22 protein-coding genes and 1 pseudogene are annotated in these 19,836 nt (G+C 60.5%); 15 read left to right on the forward strand and 8 right to left on the reverse strand.

Features of this window, described 5'->3' with window-relative positions; genetic code table 11:
- The first annotated feature begins 172 nt into the window (after positions 1 to 172).
- The 3 genes from BT179_RS14910 (at position 173) to BT179_RS14920 (ending at position 1,778) form a co-directional block, all read left to right on the forward strand.
- Positions 173 to 805 (forward strand): hypothetical protein, encoded by a 633-nt coding sequence (locus BT179_RS14910; RefSeq protein WP_143148707.1) that lies wholly within the window; start codon positions 173 to 175, stop codon positions 803 to 805.
- A 162-nt stretch (positions 806 to 967) separates the two neighbouring features.
- A complete protein-coding gene (locus BT179_RS14915) occupies positions 968 to 1,465 on the forward strand; it encodes a nuclear transport factor 2 family protein (protein WP_231991056.1) in 498 nt (165 codons plus the stop codon).
- An 85-nt stretch (positions 1,466 to 1,550) separates the two neighbouring features.
- Positions 1,551 to 1,778 (forward strand): integrase, encoded by a 228-nt coding sequence (locus tag BT179_RS14920; RefSeq protein WP_072393222.1) that lies wholly within the window; start codon positions 1,551 to 1,553, stop codon positions 1,776 to 1,778.
- 34 nt (positions 1,779 to 1,812) lie between these two features.
- Here BT179_RS14920 and BT179_RS26760 read toward each other — a convergent pair whose 3' ends face one another.
- Both BT179_RS26760 and BT179_RS14925 read right to left on the reverse strand, forming a co-directional pair.
- Entirely contained in the window at positions 1,813 to 1,950 is a 138-nt protein-coding gene (locus BT179_RS26760) for a hypothetical protein (protein ID WP_165887349.1), read from the reverse strand.
- A gap of 107 nt (positions 1,951 to 2,057) precedes the next feature.
- Positions 2,058 to 2,636: a TetR/AcrR family transcriptional regulator gene (locus BT179_RS14925; protein ID WP_072393219.1), complete on the reverse strand. Its 579-nt coding sequence runs from the start codon at positions 2,634 to 2,636 to the stop codon at positions 2,058 to 2,060.
- 102 nt (positions 2,637 to 2,738) lie between these two features.
- On the opposite strand from BT179_RS14925, the pseudogene BT179_RS14930 reads away from it, so the two are divergent.
- Together BT179_RS14930 and BT179_RS14935 are read left to right on the forward strand one after the other, a co-directional pair.
- Positions 2,739 to 3,524 (forward strand): annotated as a pseudogene (locus BT179_RS14930) (crotonase/enoyl-CoA hydratase family protein); the annotation flags it as partial.
- Between the two features lie 106 nt (positions 3,525 to 3,630).
- Positions 3,631 to 4,512, forward strand: a complete 882-nt coding sequence (locus BT179_RS14935) for an alpha/beta hydrolase family protein (RefSeq protein WP_072431831.1) — start codon at positions 3,631 to 3,633, stop codon at positions 4,510 to 4,512.
- Between the two features lie 29 nt (positions 4,513 to 4,541).
- On the opposite strand, the gene BT179_RS14940 is transcribed toward BT179_RS14935, so the two are convergent.
- A complete protein-coding gene (locus tag BT179_RS14940) occupies positions 4,542 to 5,066 on the reverse strand; it encodes a hypothetical protein (protein ID WP_371128593.1) in 525 nt (174 codons plus the stop codon).
- 1 nt (position 5,067) lies between these two features.
- On the opposite strand from BT179_RS14940, the gene BT179_RS14945 reads away from it, so the two are divergent.
- The 8 genes from BT179_RS14945 to BT179_RS14980 all read left to right on the forward strand — a co-directional run bounded on the left by BT179_RS14945 (position 5,068) and on the right by BT179_RS14980 (position 12,121).
- Positions 5,068 to 5,649 (forward strand): GNAT family N-acetyltransferase, encoded by a 582-nt coding sequence (locus BT179_RS14945; RefSeq protein WP_072431832.1) that lies wholly within the window; start codon positions 5,068 to 5,070, stop codon positions 5,647 to 5,649.
- A gap of 88 nt (positions 5,650 to 5,737) precedes the next feature.
- Positions 5,738 to 6,766: a sterol desaturase family protein gene (locus BT179_RS14950; RefSeq protein ID WP_072431854.1), complete on the forward strand. Its 1,029-nt coding sequence runs from the start codon at positions 5,738 to 5,740 to the stop codon at positions 6,764 to 6,766.
- Between the two features lie 223 nt (positions 6,767 to 6,989).
- Positions 6,990 to 9,179, forward strand: coding sequence for a GAF domain-containing hybrid sensor histidine kinase/response regulator (locus BT179_RS14955; protein ID WP_072431833.1), 2,190 nt, complete (start codon positions 6,990 to 6,992; stop codon positions 9,177 to 9,179).
- Positions 9,180 to 9,840: 661 nt separating this feature from the next.
- Positions 9,841 to 10,248 carry a glycine zipper domain-containing protein gene (locus BT179_RS14965; protein ID WP_072393204.1) on the forward strand — a complete coding sequence of 136 codons (408 nt, stop codon included), beginning with the start codon at positions 9,841 to 9,843 and terminating at the stop codon, positions 10,246 to 10,248.
- A 124-nt stretch (positions 10,249 to 10,372) separates the two neighbouring features.
- Positions 10,373 to 10,531, forward strand: a complete 159-nt coding sequence (locus BT179_RS26765; protein WP_165887350.1) for a hypothetical protein — start codon at positions 10,373 to 10,375, stop codon at positions 10,529 to 10,531.
- A 29-nt stretch (positions 10,532 to 10,560) separates the two neighbouring features.
- Complete coding sequence (locus BT179_RS14970) at positions 10,561 to 10,764, forward strand: hypothetical protein (RefSeq protein ID WP_072393201.1); 204 nt, start codon at positions 10,561 to 10,563, stop codon at positions 10,762 to 10,764.
- A gap of 94 nt (positions 10,765 to 10,858) precedes the next feature.
- Positions 10,859 to 11,215, forward strand: coding sequence for a hypothetical protein (locus tag BT179_RS14975; RefSeq protein ID WP_072431834.1), 357 nt, complete (start codon positions 10,859 to 10,861; stop codon positions 11,213 to 11,215).
- 210 nt (positions 11,216 to 11,425) lie between these two features.
- Complete coding sequence (locus BT179_RS14980; protein WP_072393195.1) at positions 11,426 to 12,121, forward strand: HAD-IA family hydrolase; 696 nt, start codon at positions 11,426 to 11,428, stop codon at positions 12,119 to 12,121.
- A 62-nt stretch (positions 12,122 to 12,183) separates the two neighbouring features.
- Here BT179_RS14980 and BT179_RS14985 read toward each other — a convergent pair whose 3' ends face one another.
- The gene (locus BT179_RS14985; RefSeq protein WP_072393192.1) at positions 12,184 to 12,930 is read right to left on the reverse strand and encodes a 3-oxoacyl-ACP reductase family protein; all 747 of its coding nucleotides are present in this window, start codon (positions 12,928 to 12,930) and stop codon (positions 12,184 to 12,186) included.
- 126 nt (positions 12,931 to 13,056) lie between these two features.
- Here BT179_RS14985 and BT179_RS14990 point away from each other — a divergent pair, with 126 nt between their 5' ends.
- Complete coding sequence (locus BT179_RS14990; RefSeq protein WP_072431835.1) at positions 13,057 to 13,980, forward strand: LysR family transcriptional regulator; 924 nt, start codon at positions 13,057 to 13,059, stop codon at positions 13,978 to 13,980.
- Between the two features lie 45 nt (positions 13,981 to 14,025).
- Here BT179_RS14990 and BT179_RS14995 read toward each other — a convergent pair whose 3' ends face one another.
- The 3 genes from BT179_RS14995 to BT179_RS15005 all read right to left on the reverse strand — a co-directional run bounded on the left by BT179_RS14995 (position 14,026) and on the right by BT179_RS15005 (position 17,606).
- Positions 14,026 to 14,754 carry an aspartate/glutamate racemase family protein gene (locus BT179_RS14995; protein ID WP_072393184.1) on the reverse strand — a complete coding sequence of 243 codons (729 nt, stop codon included), beginning with the start codon at positions 14,752 to 14,754 and terminating at the stop codon, positions 14,026 to 14,028.
- Between the two features lie 60 nt (positions 14,755 to 14,814).
- Positions 14,815 to 16,344, reverse strand: coding sequence for an NCS1 family nucleobase:cation symporter-1 (locus BT179_RS15000; protein WP_072431855.1), 1,530 nt, complete (start codon positions 16,342 to 16,344; stop codon positions 14,815 to 14,817).
- A 518-nt stretch (positions 16,345 to 16,862) separates the two neighbouring features.
- Positions 16,863 to 17,606 carry a phosphoadenylyl-sulfate reductase gene (locus BT179_RS15005; RefSeq protein ID WP_256343841.1) on the reverse strand — a complete coding sequence of 248 codons (744 nt, stop codon included), beginning with the start codon at positions 17,604 to 17,606 and terminating at the stop codon, positions 16,863 to 16,865.
- A 151-nt stretch (positions 17,607 to 17,757) separates the two neighbouring features.
- Between BT179_RS15005 and thrH the strand changes: the two genes are divergently transcribed.
- Positions 17,758 to 18,375, forward strand: a complete 618-nt coding sequence (thrH, locus tag BT179_RS15010; RefSeq protein ID WP_072431836.1) for a bifunctional phosphoserine phosphatase/homoserine phosphotransferase ThrH — start codon at positions 17,758 to 17,760, stop codon at positions 18,373 to 18,375.
- A gap of 116 nt (positions 18,376 to 18,491) precedes the next feature.
- On the opposite strand, the gene pabB is transcribed toward thrH, so the two are convergent.
- A complete protein-coding gene (gene pabB / locus BT179_RS15015; RefSeq protein ID WP_072431837.1) occupies positions 18,492 to 19,835 on the reverse strand; it encodes an aminodeoxychorismate synthase component I in 1,344 nt (447 codons plus the stop codon).
- Between the last annotated feature and the right edge of the window lies 1 nt (position 19,836).

The raw sequence follows: 19,836 nt of genomic DNA on the forward strand, positions 1-19,836 counted from the left end.
CGTTGAACACAAACCCCCGATTTTCAAGAGAAAATCGGGGGTTTGTGTTTTCTGGTGCCTGCAAAAAAGTAGCGATAGGGGCCCCGATCGATGCCGACGGTCCGCAGTTGCGTCGACTTGGCCGGCTGGGGTGGGTATGGAGGTCGGATGCTGGCGTGCCGATGATGGTTGAATGGCCCGTCGCCGTCATTGGATAGTCGTTTTTGATTTGCTACTGTCCAGGCGTGAAATGGATTTGCTAACCAGACGGTACATTTTCGGTGGCAGCCCCTTCACGCTCGAACTACGCTCAAAACATCGTTTGTCGATTGGAAATGGAAAAATGAAAAGGATGTCGCCTGCTGTCATTGCGTTGACAATGTTCGTCGCATGCTCGAATACCGTGCTGGCCGATGCCGCTTCGCTCAATGACGCTCGTACCCTCGTTGCCCGGTCCGGAATGGGCAATAAACTCTCCTCCCTGGCGCTTTTGACGGCCAAGAGCAGTACGACCTACGCGGTTATCGCCGACAAGCTGGGAAACGCGAGTGCGAACAGCGCACTGTCCGATGAGATCAATGCACTGTTGCCGCAATACCAGCCCAAGTGGGATGAAAACCTGGCGGCTGCCTATGAACAGTCGTTTACCGGAGAAGAGTTGGCGTCCCTTGCCACCGAAGGCCGCGCCTCGAAGTACGCGCCGAAGGTCAGGGAGCGGCAAGACGGGATTGGTCGCTACATGGCGGTGAATGCCGAGCCTATCCTGGCGGCCCTGGCCTCCGATGCACTCAAGGCGACCTTGTCCAAATACGTTTCTCCACAGTAGGAAGCAGGTTTCGTCTGAAGAGCGCCAGGTTCAATTGCGTTTCGCCAGTCAGTGCCCTTTCCCAGCATCAGGCAACTTCGCAGCAGTATCGGGCAAAAGTTTTTGAGTGCGTGCCGTTAAGGTTTTCCCGGAGAGAAAATTCATCAACCGGGAGAAACCGCCATGACTCTATGGACAAGTTCGATCGTGCGTCTTCAGTTCTTTTTGCTGTGCCTGATACTGCCGGGAGCCGTTTGGGCTTCGCAAGCCTACGGCCAGGATGCCAACGCGCATCGGGTCCACCAGTCCTTCGTGAATTGGCAGCAGGGCAAAGGCAGTGTGTTCGATCTGCTGGCGCCCAATGCCAGATGGACAGTCGCCGGCTCCAGTCCCGTCTCCGGGGTGTACGAGAGCAAGGCAGATTTGATGGACCGGGCCGTACGCCCCATTACAGCCCGGCTGGCAACGCCTATTTTCCCTACGGTCCAGAGCATTGTTGCCGAAAATGACATCGTGGTCGTTCTCTGGAGCGGCAAGGCAACGGCGCTGGACCAGCAGCCCTATAACAATACTTACCTGTGGCACATGAAGTTCAAGGACGGGAAAGTGATCGAGGTAACCGCCTTACTCGACACTTATGTGCTGAACGACCTCCTGCACCGTGTGAAGCCAGCCGGTTGAGTCGGCCTTGACGCATTGGCGCTCCAGAACAAAAGCAGCTATGCATGGTCTTTGAGAACCGAAACTCAACGCCTGAGGTTGCATAATGAGTCTGATCGATTGTCCTGAATGCGCTTCCCGAATTTCCGACAAGGCTTACGCTTGCCCGCATTGCGGCAACCCGTTCAGGGAGCCAAGTTTCCGATTGACGGAAAAAAACGTCGGCCAGATCGCCGGAGTGACCGGCGTCTGGCTTACCGCGCCCTGGATCGCCCGCATGGTATTCGGTGTGACGGCCGTGATCGCGGTTGCTGCCGTGCTGATCCTGCGTTGAGGCAAGCGGGGGGACGCGACGCTGGGGCTGGTGACTACCGCGAGGTTGCGGCTGAACTCGAATACTCCACAACGCCGGTGTGTCTTGCCGTGAACGAGATGGTATCGCCTGTCTTCATCTCCAATTGCTCGCCGGTGTCGAGGGAAATGGCGATATAGCCTTCGATCAGCACGAAAGCTTCGTCGTTATCGAAGCAACAGCGAATTCAGACGGATGTGAAGTCAAAACACCCTGGAGGAAGGCAGGCCTGATGGCGGCTGCCTTGTTTGCACCACGCTCTCAGCCGGACGGGCTGCTGGCAGGTTCCAGCTGACGCATGCCGCGTTCGATCACGGCATCGATGTAACTTGAGTCGTCGTAGATGCGCGCCAACAGAATCGCACCTTCGAAATCGGCCACCAATTGTCGCGCCAGGCCATGCGCCTCAGCCTGGCCGTGGGCGGCGCGATAAAGCTCGGCGAAGGCCTGGGCCCAGTCATCCAAAAAGCGCCGGATCGGCGCCATGAGTTCCACCTTTCCATAAGTGGCATCGACTGCCACGACGCCCATCAGGCAACCGATCGAATCGTCCTGGAAGAGTCGCTTGGCCTTGCGTCCCATGCTGGCGAGGCGTTCGTGCACCGGCAGGTTTTCATCGAAGGCAATGGCGAACAACGATTGCTTCAATCGCTCGTGCGTCCAGTCCAGCACATCCCGCAGCAGCGCTTCCTTGTTGGGGTAATGGTGATAGAAGGAGGCCTTGGTCAGGCCGCAGGCCGATGACAGTTCATCCATGGTCGTGCCGTGGTAGCCGAGACGCTTGAAGGTATTGGCACAGCGTTGCAGAAGCACATCGCGTGGGATTTTCGGTGGACGCACGGGTAACTCCTGCGAACGATCATGCAAATTGATTCTACGGCATAAGCCTGACCGTCACAATTTGACGGTTACCGAATGTTTGTTTAGTTTTCTTGAACCGAAAACAGTGGACCGGGTCGAGTGACCCGGGAGCAGCGCGGTCATCTGATCCTGATCGGCCTCGATCGGGCCGGTAAGCGCAATGCATTCGATAGTGCCATGCTGAACGACCTTGCCCTGGCCCTGGGCGAGTACGAGCGCAATGACGAGCTGCGTTGCGCCGTCGTATTCGCCCATGGCGAGCACTTCACCGCGGGTCTCGATCTGATGGAGTTGACCCCCAAACTGGCTTCGGGAGGCTTCAGGTACCCGGATGAAGGCATCGACCCGTGGGGTGTGTCGAAACCGCGCCGCAGCAAACCGGTGGTGGTGGCCATCCAAGGCACTTGCTGGACCGCCGGTATCGAACTGATGCTCAACGCCGACATCGCGATTGCCGCCAGCAATGCCCGCTTCGCGCACTTGGAAGTGCTGCGTGGCATCTCGCCGTCCGGCGGGTCCACCGTGCGTTTCACCCAGGCTGCCGGCTGGACTGACGCCATGCGCTACATGCTGACCGGCGAGCCATTCAATGCCGCCGATGCGCTGCGCATGCGCCTGTTGACCGAGGTCGTTGAGCCCGGGCAGGAGCTGGCGCGTGCCATCGAGTACGCCGAACGCATCGCCAAGGCTGCGCCCCTGGCGATCAAGGCCACCCTGCAATCAGCCTTCCAGGCTCGCGACGAAGGCGCCGATGCGGCCCTCGGCAAGCTCAACGATCTGCTGTTCACCCTGATCAAGAGCGAAGACGTGCGCGAAGGCGTCATGGCGATGATGCAAAAGCGCGAACCGGTGTTCAGAGGTCGTTGATTCCTCAGGGCAGGGGTAAGCGATGCAGCAGCACCAGACACCGATGGCAGCGCGCGGTATAGCGCGTCTGTCTGAAGCCCAGCGGCCTGTTAAGGCGGATTCTTTGATGATCGAACAACTGACGCTGGTGGCGGACGATGGCTACCGCCTGGCCGCCAACCGATACTCGGCCCAAGGGCCATTGAAAGGCAATCTCATCATGGCGGGCGCGACGGGTGTGCAACAACGCTTCTACCGCCGCTTCGCCGAACATGCCAGCAGACAGGGCTTCAATGTCCTGACGATGGATTACCGGGGTGTCGGTGCGTCCGCCCCCGACTCCTTGAAAGGCTTCGAGATGTCCTACCTCGATTGGGGGCTGCGCGACCTGGCGGCGGCCGTCGAGTACATGGATGACGCAGAGACGGGGTTGTACTGGGTCGGTCACTCTTTCGGAGGGCATGCATTGGGATTGCTGCCCAACCACCGCAAGATCGCGGCGGCCTATTGTTTTGGCACAGGGGCCGGATGGGCCGGGTGGATGCCCAGGCTGGAGGCCATCAAGGTGCGTCTGTTGTGGCGATGCGTCCTGCCACTGATCGTGACGTACAAGGGCTACATGGCCTGGAGCCTGCTGGGAATGGGCGACGACCTGCCGCTGGGGGTCTACAAGGATTGGCGGCGCTGGTGTGTCTATCCCCATTACTTCTTCGATGACCCATCGATGGCGGCTGTCGCCGACCGCTACGCGCAGGTCCGTTCGCCTTGTGTGTTCGCCAACGCGGTGGATGATCCATGGGCGCCGCCTCGGTCGAGAGACGCCTTCATCAAGGGCTATCGCAATGTGCCGTTACGGGTCCGGGACCTGCATCCTGAAACGAAAAAGCAACCCATCGGCCATATGGGCTATTTCCGTCCAGACGCCGCGCCCCTCTGGGATGAGGTTCTCGGCTGGTTCATTGACCAAAAAGCCTGGCAGACGAGCCAACGGCCAATGAGCGATGCCTGAACGTCAATCCGCAATCTATCCCATGGGGATCATCGTCCGATGGGATAGTGCTTGATACGGCACGGGTGGCTATTGCCGTCGCCTTTGCAGATGCCGTCCAGATAGCGATAGTCGACCTGCATGGATTGCCCTTTTCGAGGCCATTGCCGGCGAGGAAGCGTGGCCTGGTAATCGGCGGTTTCCGGCGTGAAGGTCAATGTTGACCCTTGCTCCGGACATTCCACCGAGGCTGACGCGGGGTTTGCCTTCAGGATCTTGGCTTGTAGTTGGGGGAATGGACGTTTCAATACGTCAGTAATCTCCAGGTCCATCTTGCAAATCTGCCAGGTTCCTGCCTGTGCGTGGCCACAGCACACCAGCAGTGCAAGAACCGATAACCCGTAGCGTGTTGCGTGAGATTTCATGATGGCTTGCCTGGGTTTCAGGTGTGTCGATGATGAAGCGATCAGACCTAGGATGCCCTGCGCGTTGAAATGCATCAAATCGTCGATCAGCGTAGAGACAGCGAAATGTCGGGCTATTATCGAGCCGACAACAGGAAGAAGGACCTTCACCGTGCAAATCTTCCCTGAGCTGCAGACCCGACGCCTTTTACTCTCGCCCCTGCAACTGAGCGACGCAGCGGCCATCCAGCAGCTGTTCCCTCATTGGGACGTGGTGCGTTATCTCGACAGTCGCGTGCCATGGCCATATCCCGATGACGGCGCGCTGGCGTACGTTCGCGACCAAGCACTTCCCGCCATGGCGGCGGGGCACGAATGGCACTGGATGATTCGCCTGCGCGAGGAGCCGTCCCCTTGCATCGGCAGCATCAGTCTGTATGACCAGCCCGGCAATAACCGAGGTTTCTGGCTGGCACCCCAATGGCAGGGGAAAGGCTATATGCGCGAAGCCTGCGAAGTCATCAATGTCTTTTGGTTCGAAACCCTGGGACGTCCCACGATGCGAGTCCCCAAGGCCGCCGGCAATCACGCCTCGCGCCGGATTTCGGAGCACGAGGGCATGCGTCTGGTGGCAACGGCTCAAGGGGATTTCGTTTGCGGGACTTTGCCCAAGGACATCTGGGAAATGACGCGGGAGAACTGGCTGGCAAGCACTGCTTCGCCCGACCCACAGCACCCAGGGGGGCTGCGGTAAATCCTTGAGGTTTCAGGACAATCAGAAACGCAAGCTCCCCCAGCCGGACTGATCTACAATGCCGCACCTTCGCAGAGGCTGGCATTTCGTGGATGCTTTTTCCCTTGTCTATCAACAACTGATCGAGTGGGTCGTCGAGCCCGTCTGCGAACAGTTCTTCAGCCTCTTCAACCTGAACGGTCGTCTCGGGGCCTTGTTCCTCTGCGCTTCCTACGGGGTTGCCTATGGTCTTTATCGTTCGCGCAAGCACCGCGGCCTGACCCAGGCCCGTTCGTTCTGGCAATTCATCGGCGGCAGTCGGGTGTATTGGCATCCCTCGGCATTGCTCGATTACCGGTATTACTTCGTGCGGGCGATTCTCAAGGTTGCCCTGATATTGCCCATCGTCCATCTGGTGGATCCTTACATCCTGCGTTCAGGAGACTACCTGGCTTTCTTCATCAATCTCTGGGGCGCGCGACCGCGCCTGGGGGAGAGTCTCTCGCTGGCCTTGCTCTATGGGCTTGGGGTGTTCCTGGTGAAGGACTTTATCCATTACTGGGCGCACCGGGCGTTCCACTCGCGCTGGCTCTGGGCATTCCATAAGGTTCATCACTCGGCCCCGGTACTGGTACCGGCCACGGCGAGTCGGGTGCATTTTTTGGAAAAGATTGTCGAGAAGCTCGCCGTCGGCGCTGGTCTTGGGCTGTACGTCGGAGGGTTCTGGTATGTCTGCGGCGGCGAGGTCAGTCGCTACACATTGTTTGGGGTGACCTATCTGGTGTTCATCTTCAATGGTCTTGCGGCGAACCTGCGCCACACCCATGTCTGGCTGTCATTCGGCCCGGTGATGGAGCATCTGCTCAATAGCCCCGCCCAGCATCAGATCCACCACAGTGACGCGCCGCGCCATTTCAACCGGAATTTCGGTACTAATCTGTCACTCTGGGACTGGATGTTCGGCACGCTCCATGTCACCCGTTCTCAACCCGAAAGCCTGCGCTTCGGCACCGGCGAGCCGGAGCATGACCGTTACCAGACGGTCTATGGCTTGATTGTCACGCCGTTTGTCGAAACCGTGGGCAAATTCAGGGGAAGGCGAGGGCAGCGGATCGAGCCGCAAGCGCCAAGTCCATGAGAGCGCCACTGATCCTTTGGAACTGATTGGCAGGCAAATTCCTTATTACGTGTAGGACGCGTCTGTAGTTTTATCGCCATTTTTTACCGTTCAGCACTCGGTCGCAGCGCTATACGCCTCACATTCCAATCGCACATTCCCGTCCGGCACGGGATAATACGGCGCGGCTTGAGGACGCAAGCACTTCGCTTCGATGATAAGGCAGTTGGGAAGGATCGAACGCATGACAGACTGGCTGCAGAGCGATGGTGAAATGGCCGCCCAGGTAAGGCGTCATGATTGGGCCGGCACGGCCATCGGACCGCTGGAGCAATGGCCGGATGTGCTCAAGACGACCGTGGCGCTGAGCCTTGCTTCGCAGTTTCCCCAGGCCATTGTGTGGGGACCGGAGCTGATCACCCTGTACAACGACGCATTCATGGCCATTCTCGGCAACAAGCCCGACGCATTGGGTCGCGGGTTCGACGAGATCTGGCAGGAGGCATGGAGCGAGATCGGCCCCATCGTGCAGGGGGCCTTCGACGGGCAAGCGACCTATATCGAGAACTTCCCCTTGGTCATCGAGCGGGGTGGTGGCCCTGAACAGGCCTATTTCACCTTCTGCTACAGCCCTATCCGCGACCAGTTCGGCAAGGTGGTGGGCATGCTCGACACCGTCACCGAGACCACGTCCACCGTCTTCATGACCCAGCGCCTGGCCGTTCTCGATGCCATTGGCAGCGCGGTGGCCAACGCCACCGATCCACAGACCATCATGGCAACCACCACGCGCATCCTGGCGGCGCATCTGAACCTGTCCAACTGCGCATACGCGGACATGGAAGAAGACGAGGACGCCTTCACGATTCGTGGCGATTGGGCCAGGGTGGGGTCTGCGAGTATTGTCGGTCGCTATCGACTGGCGGATTTCGGTCGGCTGGCGGTCGCCAACCTGCGGGCCGGCAAGCCCCTGGTGATCAATGACAACCTGGCGGAGCTGGCGCCGGAAGAAGCCGCGACATTCCAGGCGATCGGCATCGCCGCCACCATCTGCGTCCCGCTGATCAAGAACGGGCGTTTGACCGCCTTGATGGCGATCCACGATAAAACGCCTCGGGTCTGGTCTTCCAACGATCTGGCGCTGCTGCTGGAGGTCACCGAGCGCTCCTGGGCCCACATCGAGCGCGCCCGTGCCGATGCGGCGGTGCGCGAGGGGCTCGCGGCCCTGGCCGAACTGAACGCGACGCTGGAGGAGCGGGTCGAGGAGCGCACTACCCGGCTGCAGCAGACCGAAGCGGCACTGCGCCAGTCGCAGAAGCTCGAAGCCATTGGCCAGCTTACCGGGGGCGTGGCCCATGATTTCAATAACCTGCTGACCATTATCCGCTCCTCCATGGATTTCCTGCGCCTGCCCAACCTCAGCGATGAGCGCCGCCAGCGCTACATGACGGCGGTGTCCGAAACGGTAGAGCGTGCCGCCAAGCTGACCAGCCAGTTGCTGGCCTTCGCTCGGCGTCAGCCTTTGAAGCCGAAAGTCATCGATGTGGGCAAGCAGGTGCAGAGCCTGGGGGACATGCTGGAGACCATCACCGGGGCACGCATGCAGGTCAAGGTGCAGTTGTGCGAGCGTCCCTGCTTCGTCCGCGCGGACTTGAGCCAGTTCGAAACAGCCCTGATCAACATGGCGTTGAACGCTCGGGATGCCATGAGCGGGCAGGGCACGCTGTGGCTGCGACTCAAATGCGGTAAAGGCATGCCGCCGATCCGTGGCCACGCCGGGTCCGGGCAGGCTTTTGTCGCCGTCGCCCTGGCAGACACCGGCACGGGGATCGCGCCTGAGGTCCTCGAACACATTTTCGAGCCGTTCTTCACCACCAAGGAGGTGGGCAAGGGCACGGGATTGGGCTTGTCCCAAGTGTTTGGCTTTGCCAAGCAATCTGGTGGCAATGTCGATGTCTCGACTGTGGTCGGCGAGGGTACGGTGTTTACCCTGTACCTTCCCGAAGTGAAAGCCGAAAAGACAAAGGAGCCCGCGAAGGAAGAGGCAGTCGATCTGATCCTGGAGAAGGGCAAGCGGCGCGTGCTGGTGGTGGAGGACAACCTGGAGGTAGGCAAGTTTGCCAACCAGATCCTGCAGGACCTGGGTTACGAAACCGTCTGGGCTACCAATGCCGAGGAGGCGCTGGACCTGGCCGGCCCGGACGCCATGGCCTTCGATGCGGTGTTTTCCGACGTGGTCATGCCGGGTATCAGCGGTATCGCCCTGGCCAAGGAACTGCGCCGGCGCCGCGAGAACCTGCCGGTGGTGCTGACGTCCGGCTACAGCGAGGAACTGGCCCACAGTGGCCATGAGGGCTTCGAGTTCTTGTCCAAGCCCTATTCGGCCGATCAGGTTTCCCGGGTGCTGAGCCGGGCAATCGTGCGTACAGGTTGACTGTTTCCCTTCTGAAACAGTGGGTTCCATTCGTCGGTCAAGCGAGCATCGAATGAGCGGTCTGTTGATGACCGGCTAGTCTCAAGACTTGAAGATCGATATTTTCCAGGCAACGGTTGTTGCCGGTATCGGTCCCGACGAAAGGGGAAGGCGATGGGAGCATCCTACAGCGAGGACATCGGAGCCACTTATCCGATTAACGAAGGGTTGCAATGCGGTCAATCGGCTTATCGATCTGACTTCGGCGATGAGCCGATCAAGTCCATCAGGACCAGGGTGCCCAAAGTGCAACGTGGGGAGAAGGCCAAGTTCCTGCCCAGAGTCCCGGCCAGAAGGTAGCGACAGTCGCAGCCCCGTCAGTGGACGGGGCTTTTTGTTGGGGGACCGGATGCGCGCGCGTGCAGCATCGACCGGCGTGTAGTTTTTTTCTTCATCTTTTTTGTCGACGTTTCTTTCACGTTTCTTTCACACTCGGCCGCGTAGTCTCAGCTCATCCGTTAGAAAGCAGTACCTGCCCGTTTCCCCAGCGGGCTTTTTTTTGCCTGTCATAAAACAACTCCTGCATTCGCTGTCCAACCGGCATGGTTGAGCCGTTTGGCGTAAACTCGCGCCCGCGCGCAGCGGCCATTTTTCCCGATGCGGCATTTTCGAGGTTTTTATCATGCGTTTGACTTTGTCCACCCTGGTGCTTGGGCTTGTGATTGCCCAAGGTGCGATGGCGGCTGGCGATGGAACCGCTGCAATCGGCGGTGGCCTTGGCGGTGTCTTGGGTAATGTGGTTGGCCAGCAGATGGGCGGTAGCACAGGTGCCGCCATCGGTGCCGGTGTCGGCGGTGCGGCCGGCAGCGCGGTGGGGGCTCGCAAGGGCAGTCGTACAGAAGCAGCCATCGGCGGCGGCCTGGGGTCGGCCGGTGGTTCGATCGTCGGCAATCGCTTGGGTGGCTCAACGGGTTCCACCATTGGCGCGGGCATTGGCGGCGCAGCAGGCGGAGCCCTGGGCAGCAACCTGTCCAACGACAACGACGGGCACTCCGGCAAGAAACACAAGCACAAGAAAAAGCATCGCTGAGGTGATGCCTGAATGAGGAAACCCGGCCCCCGTGCCGGGTTTTTCTTTCTCGGGGATTTGTCCGGAACGTTTACCTTCCTCTCGCCTCGAATCCATACATCCATCTGCAATTGCGAGGTGTGCCATGACGCCGGAAACCGAAGGCAAGGAAGAGAAAGGTCCGTCGGGCCTTCCTTTCGTCAATGATCCGGGCAATGAGGATCCCGGTTCCCTGATGGACGACGCCCAGGTCCCCCTGATCGACGATGAAGACGCCGAGCTTGAGGAAGAATCCTACGATTGAGGTCGGTTCATCCGCCTCTGGAGGTTGCCATGACTGCCAATTCACCTGCCCCCGACGAAGATGAAACGCCGGAATACCCACTGCCATCACCCACGGACTCCCTGAGCCGGGACCAGCGTCCGCCGGATGACGAGGCCGGCATCGAGCAGGTGCCCGAAGAGGATGACAGCGTCGAAGCGACCCCGGATGACCCGGACATCGCCGGTGACGATGCTTCCGGTAAACCCAGCTGAACGCCGCAAGAGCGGCCGCCTGTCGATTTCGGGGCACCATCGGCGTCTCCTGGCGGCCACACATCAGGTAGGTACCTTGAAAAGGAGACTCACCATGATGAAATCACACCTGGCGGCGATGACACTCGCCGGCATTCTTTCGACCAGTTCGCTGGCAGCTTTCGCACAGACCACGGGCGATAATCCACCCGTGGACAAAGATGGAATGCCACCTTCCACCCAGATGGATGCCGGTTCCACGACCGACACCAGCGGTAACGCCTTGCCCCCTGGCTCTGTCAGTGGTGGTAACGGCGGCGACGCCAGCGGCAGCAGCACCAGCCCTGGCACAGGGACCGGTTCGACCAGTGGAGGCAGTTCCATGGGTGGCGATGCCTCCAGCAGCGGGACCGGAGCCGGCACCACCGACAGTGGTGGTAGCTCAGGCGGATCCAGCGGATCGAGCCAATAAGATAGATGAGCATTGACGGTGGGCACTGTAGGAGCTGGCGAGGGAAAGCTCGCCAGCTCCTACAGATTGCGCATGTACCTGTCGTAAGATTTTTCGTTGCCTGTTCCAACTCCCCCTCGTTATCCTGCTGAATCCTTTAAGGCGCACACCTCATCCTGGACGTACCTGAGCGATTTTCCGGAATGTAGTGTTGATAACGGATCCGCTGCGATGAAAGCACCGCACAAAGAGTTTGGCCCGATCAAGGCTGTGATATTCGACATGGATGGTCTGTTGCTGGATACCGAGGGCATCTACACCGAAGTCACGTCCATCATTGCCGAGCGTTACGGACGTACGTTCGATTGGAGTGTGAAGCAGAACATCATCGGCCGTGGCGCCGGGGACCTGGCTCGCTACGTGGTCGAGGCGCTGGAGCTGCCGATCACCCCCGAGGAGTTCCTGGTGATCCGCGAACCGCTCATGCGCGAGCGGTTTCCTCATGCCCTGGGGATGCCCGGTGCCGAGGAGCTGGTGCGGCATCTGAAGGCCCATGATGTGCCGATCGCGGTGGGCACCAGCTCGTCGAGCCATACGTTCAAGCTCAAGACCACTTTGCACCGAGACTGGTTCGCCCTGTTCGATTTCATCGTCACGGCGGACGATCCCGAGGTGGGAGCGGCAAAACCGGCGCCGGATATCTTCCTCACCGCGGCGCGGCGCCTGGGCGTGGCGCCGCGAGATTGCCTGGTGTTCGAAGACTCGCCATTCGGTGTCACCGCAGCCAAGGCGGCCGGCATGACAGCCATCGCGGTGCCGGACTCGGCCATGGCCGATGAGAAATACGCCCATGCCGACGCGATCATCCGTTCTTTGAAGCTGTTCCAGCCGGCCTTGTGCGGTCTGCCGCAGCTTGAGTGGGCCTGAGAAAACAAAGCAAAACGCCGGTCATGGTCGAGCCATGGCCGGCGTTTTCCGCATGGGCCGGGTCAGGCGCCGAAACCACCGTCGATGGTCAGGCTGGCCCCCGTGATATACGCCGCTTCCGGACCGGCCAGATACGCAACGAAACTGGCGATTTCATCCACATTGCCATAACGACCGATGGCCATCAGTGACATCAGGCTGCCAGCGAACTCGCTGTCGGCCGGGTTCATGTCGGTGTCCACCGGGCCGGGTTGCACGTTATTGACCGTAATGCCCCGTGGGCCGAGATCGCGGGCCATGCCTTTGGTCAGGCCCACCAGCGCAGCTTTGCTCATGGCGTAGGGTGCACCTCCGGCGAAGGGCATGCGATCGGCGTTGGTGCTACCGATGTTGATCACCCGACCTCCTTCCTTCATATGTCGCGCAGCCTCCTGGGTCGCGATGAACACGCTGCGCACGTTGACGGCCAGGGTCTGGTCGAAATCCTCCAGCTTGAATTCTTCCAGCGGTGCCATTGCCAGGATCCCGGCGTTATTGACCAGGATGTCCAGCCCGCCGAAGGCTTCGACAGTGGCGTTGACAGCATTGCGGATCGCCTCGGCGTCGGCGCTGTCGGCCTTGATTGCCAGGGCCTTGCCGCCGGCGGCGATGAGGCTGTTCTGCAGTTCCTCGGATTTGGCCGCGGAGCTGACGTAGGTGAAGGCCACCGCGGCGCCTTCGGCGACCAGGCGTTTGACGATGGCGGCGCCGATGCCGCGGGAACCGCCCTGGATCAAGGCGACTTTACCGTTCAGTGTTTGAGTGCTCATGGTGTTTCTCCAAAGTATGCCGGGGCGAGAGGCCACGGGGATGGAGCGAGTATCGGGATCGGATCGCCGGCTGTGTAGACCGCCATTGATATAGTCTGTGTAAACCAGAAGTTTAGAGTGGCGCTTATGGAGACCTTCAGCAGTATCGAATGCTTTGTGCGCAGTGCCGAAGTCGGCAGCTTTGCCGAAGCCGCCCGGCGACTGAGTATTACCCCGGCGGCGGTGGGCAAGAATGTCGCCAGGCTCGAAGCACGGCTGGGGGTGCGCCTGTTCCAGCGCAGTACCCGCAGGCTGACCCTGACCGAGGCCGGTCATTTGTTTTTGAGCGAAGTGAGCGGCAGCCTCAATACCATCCAGAACGCGGTCGCCAACCTGGCCAGCGCCGGTGGGCAGCCGGCAGGTACGTTGAAGGTGAGCATGGGCACGGCATTCGGACGACTGTATGTGGTGCCATTGCTGGGGCAGTTTCTACGACGCTTCCCGGCGATCAGCCCGGACTGGCACTTCGATAACCGACAGGTCGACCTGATCGGCCAGGGCTTCGATGCGGCCATCGGGGGTGGTTTCGAGTTGCCCCAAGGCGTGGTGGCACGCAAGCTGGCGGTGGCCCATCGGGTACTGGTGGCCTCACCGGGTTACCTGCAGGAGCACGCCGCGGTGCTGGAGCCGGACGACCTGGCGAACCATCAGGGCATCCTGATCCGTTCGCCCCAGACCGGGCGCATTCGCTCCTGGCAACTGACCAGTCGTACCGGGCAGCACAGTCCGCTGATGCTCAAGGCGCGCATGACCATGAGTGACTCGGAAGCCGACTGTGCGGCCGCGGCCCAGGGGCTGGGCATTGGACTGGTGAGCATGCCGGTGGCCGTTCCGTTCCTGGAGTCCGGCGAACTGCAGCGGGTATTGCCGGACTGGTATGTGGATGATGGCAACATTTCCATCTATTACGCCGAGCACAAGTTGCTGCCGGGCAAGACCCGAGCCTTCGTGGATTTCATCATCGAACAGTTTGCCGAGCAGGAATGGGCGCAGCGGTTCAGGGCCGTTTGAGACCACTCGCCCATCGCAGCACGATCGCGATGGGCACGACGTGTCTCAGCGCCCGAACCGCCCCGGCCAGCCGATGATGGTCTTGGGCCGAGGTGTCGCGTAGGTGCGGACCTTGGAAGTGGATAACCCCAGTCGCACCAGGGATTCGGCGATGGTCACCGCCGCGGTCACCCCATCCACCACCGGCACCCCGGTGCATTGGCGGATCCGTTCATCGAGCCCGGCCATGCCGCCGCATCCCAAGCAGATCACCTCGGCCTTGTCCTGGCTCACCGCCAGTTCCGCCTGCTGCACAATGGCTTCGACGGCCCGTTGCGGGTCCTGCTCCAGCTCCAGCACCGCCAGGCCACTGGCCCTGACCGATGCACACCGGTCGTACAGGCCGGAGAGCTTGAGCCGGTCTTCGATCAGCGGCACGGTGCGGTCCAGGGTGGTGACCACCGAATACGCATGGCCCAGGAACATCGCGGTGCTGGCGGCGGCGTCGGTGATATCCACCACCGGCACGTCGAGCAGCTCCTGCAGGCCTTCGCGGCCATGCTCGCCATAACCGGCCTGGATCACGGCGTCGAACGGCTGATCGTAGGACATCACTCGGTCCATCACTGCGATGGCGGCCAGGTAACTTTCGAAGTTGCCTTCGACCGAGTCGGCCCCGAAATGCGGCGTGAGCCCGACAATCTCCGTACCTGGGGCGGCCACGGCCTGCGCCTGGCGGGCAATGGCCTGGGTGATGGACTCGGTGGTGTTGACGTTGACTACGAGAATTCGCATGGGCTTTCCTTGAGGTGAGATAGGCGGCCCGAGCCGGGCAGGCCGCGTTGAAATCGGGCTTCAGTGGCTGACGTTATCCACGGCGATGGATTCACCGCTGACATCTTCGTAAAACGGCTGCCGCTTGGCGATCGCCAGGTAGAGCAGCCCGGCGATCCCGGCGCCGATCAACCAGGAGAACGGTGAAACGCTGTCGAAGCCGGGCACCAGCGCCAGGACGATGGCAATCAGGGCCGCCGGAATGAATGCCGCCACCGCACGCAGGTTGACCCCCTTGCTATAGAAATAGGCGCCATCGGGGTCTTCGCTGTAGAGCTGTGGCACATTGATCCGGCCTTTTCTGATCAACCAGTAGTCGACCATGATCACGCCATACAGCGGCCCGAGCAGCGCACCGAGGCCGGACAGGAAATACACGATCACCAGCGGGCTGTTATAGAGATTCCACGGCAGGATCAGCACGGCGATGGCGGCGCTGATCAGTCCGGCCCGGCGGAACGTCAGGTATCTGGGGGCCAGGTTGCTGAGCACGAAGGCCGGTGCGACGAAATTGGCCATGATGTTCACGGCCACGGTGACGATGAGGAACGCCAGGCAGCCGAGCACCAGGAAAAAGGTGTTGGGGATCGAGGCGATGACCTCGGTCGGGCTTTCGATGATCTGCCCGTTGATCTGGAACTGCGCACCGCACAGCAGGATCGTGATTGCGGCGAAAACCAGGATATTGACCGGCAGGCCCCAGAAGTTGCCGACGACGATGGTTCGGCGGCAGGGCGAAGAACGCGCGAAGTCGCAGAAGTTGAGTACCAGGGTGCCGTAGATCGCCAGCCACAACGCGCCGCCGGCGAAAATGTTGCGCCACATCTCGGCACCGCTCAGCGGTTCACGGATCGACCAGGCAATGGTGGCGCCGGCCTGGGTGTACATCCAACCGGCCAGGGCGGCGACGGTGACGAGAATCACCGGCCCGGCAAAGCCTTCATAGCGGCGTACCATTTCCATGCCATAGGCCAGGATCAACAACTGCACGAACCAGATCACCACGAAACACACCCAGCCCAGGCTCGACAGGCCCAGGATCGAGTCCTGGTCGTAGTCGGCGAAGCCCGGGTGGATGGCGGTCAGCAATACCCGAAAGACCACCGACGCCAGGTAGGTCTGGATACCGAACCAGGCGATGGCGATAACCGCCCTGATCAACGCAGGAATCTGCGCGCCGTGGATGCCGAAACTGATCCGGCTGATGACGGGAAACGGCACTCCGGTCTTCTGCCCCATGTAGCCGGACAGGTTCATGAAGCCATAGACCAGCGCGGCACCGATCCCCAGGGACAGCAGGATCTGCCAGCCGCCCAGGCCCAGCGCATACAGGCCGATGGCGAAGGAATAGTTGGCGATGTTGTGTACGTCGTTGGTCCACAGGGCAAAGATGCTGTATCGACCCCAGCGCCGGCCCTCGGCCTTGGTCGGCGCCAGGTCCTTGTTGTGCAGCCTGGGGCTCAGGATCAGGGGGGCTGTGGTTCGGGTATCCGCGGCAGTGGTGGAGGAGGGTAGATCCAGTGCGATGTCATTGGAGAGGCTAGTACGCATTCCGGCAGGCTCCTGATCCTCGATGCCGCGATGACTGTGCATGAGCGCATGGCTCGACAAATCTTCGTCGCGGCGGGCGAGCATCCTTGGTCAAGGGGCATCTGCAGCCTGTACGGGATAGGGCGCTTCAGGCTTGCGGAGCTAAAGTGTGTGTAGGTTTTATTTGATTTGTATACAAAACACATGTCGACTCAAGCCATATCTATGCCAGCTTCGGATCTAAAGCTTTCTGCCTTGATTTCGTTTCGTTATTTGTTTCGTATAAGTCACTGAAAAAAGGTCGTTATAAATTGACCAATCGAACAGGTATTTATTTTCAGGACGCGAGCTTTCGCCAGGAAGGAAAAATGCGATGGGGAGGGCAGGTGTAACTTTTCGGGGCATTACGGGAATAAGTGCACACAAAAATGGCACCTGAGGTGACATTTTTGTGTACAGGTTGCCGGCGCGTCACGCCATGGCCAGCAGGTCATCCCTACCGCTTCCTTCAAAGTTCGAAGCGGTCGCGGGTTGAGGGATCAGGCCTTGGATTTGCTGATGATGTTACCGGCATGCAGGCCACATTCTTTCTGCGTGGCTTCTTCCCACCACCAGCGACCTTCGCGCTCATGCTGGTTCGGCAGCACCGGGCGGGTGCAGGGTTCGCAGCCGATGCTGATGAACCCCCGTTCATGCAAGCTGTTGTAAGGCAGCTCAAGCATGCGGATATAGCCCCAGACTTCCTCGCTGGTCATCTGCGACAGCGGATTGAATTTGTACAGGGTGCGTTCCGGGGTCGAGAATGCTGTGTCGATCTCCAGCACGGCCACCTGGCTGCGGGTCCCGGGGCTCTGGTCGCGACGCTGGCCGGTGGCCCATGCGCGGACATCGGCCAGTTTGCGTCGCAATGGTTCGATCTTGCGGATGCCGCAGCACTCGCCATGACCGTCCTTATAGAAACTGAACAGGCCTTTTTCCTTCACGAACGGCTCCAGTTTCGTATGGTCCGGCGAGATCACCTCGATATCGATCTTGTAGTGTTCGCGCACCTGATCGATGAACCGGTAGGTTTCCGGGTGCAGGCGACCGGTGTCGAGGCTGAACACCTTGACGTTCTTGTTCAGCTTCCAGGCCATGTCCACCAGCACCACGTCCTCGGCGCCGCTGAAAGATATCCACAGGTCGTCGCCGAACTCGGCGAAGGCCAGCTTGAGGATGTCTTGTGGAGACTTGTTGGCATAGGTCGTGGCGAGTTCCACGACGTCAAACGATGGGCTCATCAGGGCGGTTTCCTGCAGGTCGGTGGCGCTGAGCGCTCTATAGGAGGCCGATGGTAACAAAAGCGGCCGGGACTGGCGCGCTCCTGTGCGAATGGCTAGAGTCGGCAAGCCTTTTGTTCGCTCAACCGACAGACATCAATAATGGGAGTGTCCTGTGGAAATTGCCTGCCTCGACCTGGAGGGTGTATTGGTCCCGGAAATCTGGATCGCCTTCGCTGAAAAAACCGGGATTCAATCCCTCAGGGCAACCACTCGGGACATTCCCGACTACGACGTGCTGATGAAACAGCGGTTGCGCATCCTCGACGAACACGGGCTCAAGCTTTCCGATATCCAGGAGGTGATCGCCACCCTCCAGCCGCTGGACGGCGCCATCGAGTTCGTCGACTGGCTGCGGGAACGCTTCCAGGTGGTGATTCTTTCGGACACGTTCTACGAGTTTTCCCAACCCTTGATGCGGCAGCTGGGTTTTCCCACCTTGTTGTGCCATCGCCTGATCACGGATGAGAGCGGGCGGGTCACCGGGTATCAACTGCGTCAGAAAGATCCCAAGCGGCAGTCGGTCCTGGCATTCAAGAGTTTGTACTACCGGGTGATTGCCGCAGGAGATTCCTACAATGACACCACAATGCTCGGCGAAGCCGACGCCGGCATCCTGTTCCATGCCCCGGATAATGTGATCCGTGAGTTCCCGCAGTTCCCGGCGGTGCACAGCTTCGCCGAGTTGAAGCAGGAATTCATCAAGGCGTCGAACCGTAATCTCAGCCTGTAGGTAAAAAACCTGTGGGAGCGACGCTTGTTCGCGATAGCGGTGTGCCAGTCGTCTCCAGTGCTGCTGACCCAACGCAATCGCGAGCAAGCTCGCTCCCACAGGAGATGGTGTGGTCACTAAAGGTTCTGCAAGGTTTCCAGCAAGACCCTGACCTTGGTAATCGACTCCTGATACTCCGCCTGCCAGTCCGAGTCCGCGACAATCCCGCCGCCGCCCCAGCAGCACACCTGTCCATCCTTGACCAGCAGGCTGCGGATGGCGATGGAGCTGTCCATCTCCCCACGTACGTCCAGGTACAGCAACGAACCGCAATAGAGGCCGCGCCGGGTCGGTTCGAGCTCGTCGATGATCTGCATGGCGCGGATCTTCGGTGCGCCCGTGATGGAGCCGCCGGGGAAACTGCCGGCGATCAGGTCCAGGGCGTCTTTGCGCTCGGCCAGTTCGCCGGTCACGCTGCTGACCAGATGGTGTACGTTCGGGTAGCTTTCCAGGCTGAAGAGTTCCGGTACCCGCACCGAGCCGATGCGGCAGGTACGGCCCAGATCGTTGCGCAGCAAGTCGACGATCATCAGGTTCTCCGCCCGGTCCTTGGGGCTGGCAAGCAGCTCGGCGGCATGGGCGGCGTCTTCGCCAGGCGTGCTGCCACGGGGGCGGGTGCCCTTGATGGGACGGGTTTCGACGTGGCCCTCGCTGACCCTGACGAAACGCTCGGGCGACAGGCTCAGCACCGCGCCGCCATCCGGCAGGCTCTGGAAGCCCGAGAACGGTGTCGGGCAAGCCGCTCGCAGTGCCTGGTACGCAACCCAGGCATTACCCTGGCAAGGCGCCCGGAAGCGCTGGGCAAAATTCACTTGGTAACAGTCACCAGCCTGGATATAGGCCTGGATCCGGTCGATTGCCTGTCGATAGGTTTCGGCGCTGAGGTCCGGCGCCATAGGTCCTTCGAGCCTGAAAGCGCTGGCGGGCATCGGGGTGGTCCGGCTGAACAGCTCGATCAGACGCTGGCGTTCGCTTTCGCCACAATGAGGGTGGAACACCAATTGGCTGGTGCCGGCCTGATGGTCGCTGACAAGCGCCCAGTCATAGACGCCGAAGCAGGCATCGGGCAGTTGCAGGTCGTCCTGGGCCTGGGAAGGCAGGGTTTCCAGGTGTCGGCCGAAGTCATAGCTCAAGTAGCCGATCAAGCCGCCCGCGAAGGGCAATTGCACCGTGGCCGGCAGCACCGCGTCGCCCAGTTGGGTCAGCTGAATGCGCAGGCGTTGCAGGAAGTCACTGCCGCTCTCGTTCGGCATCACCGCCAATTGTGTCAGCGGCCATGCGCTGAGCAGGTCATAACGTCCGCGTTCGGCACTCGGCCGGCCACTGTCGAGCAGCACGCTGCCCGGGGCATGACGAATCGCCGCGAAATACTCGGCAGGGTTGGCGCGGTAAGGTAACGGGTGTACGGAGCAGGTTGGCATG

This window comes from Pseudomonas sp. NFACC43, from assembly GCF_900119645.1.
Classification (GTDB): Bacteria; Pseudomonadota; Gammaproteobacteria; order Pseudomonadales; family Pseudomonadaceae; genus Aquipseudomonas.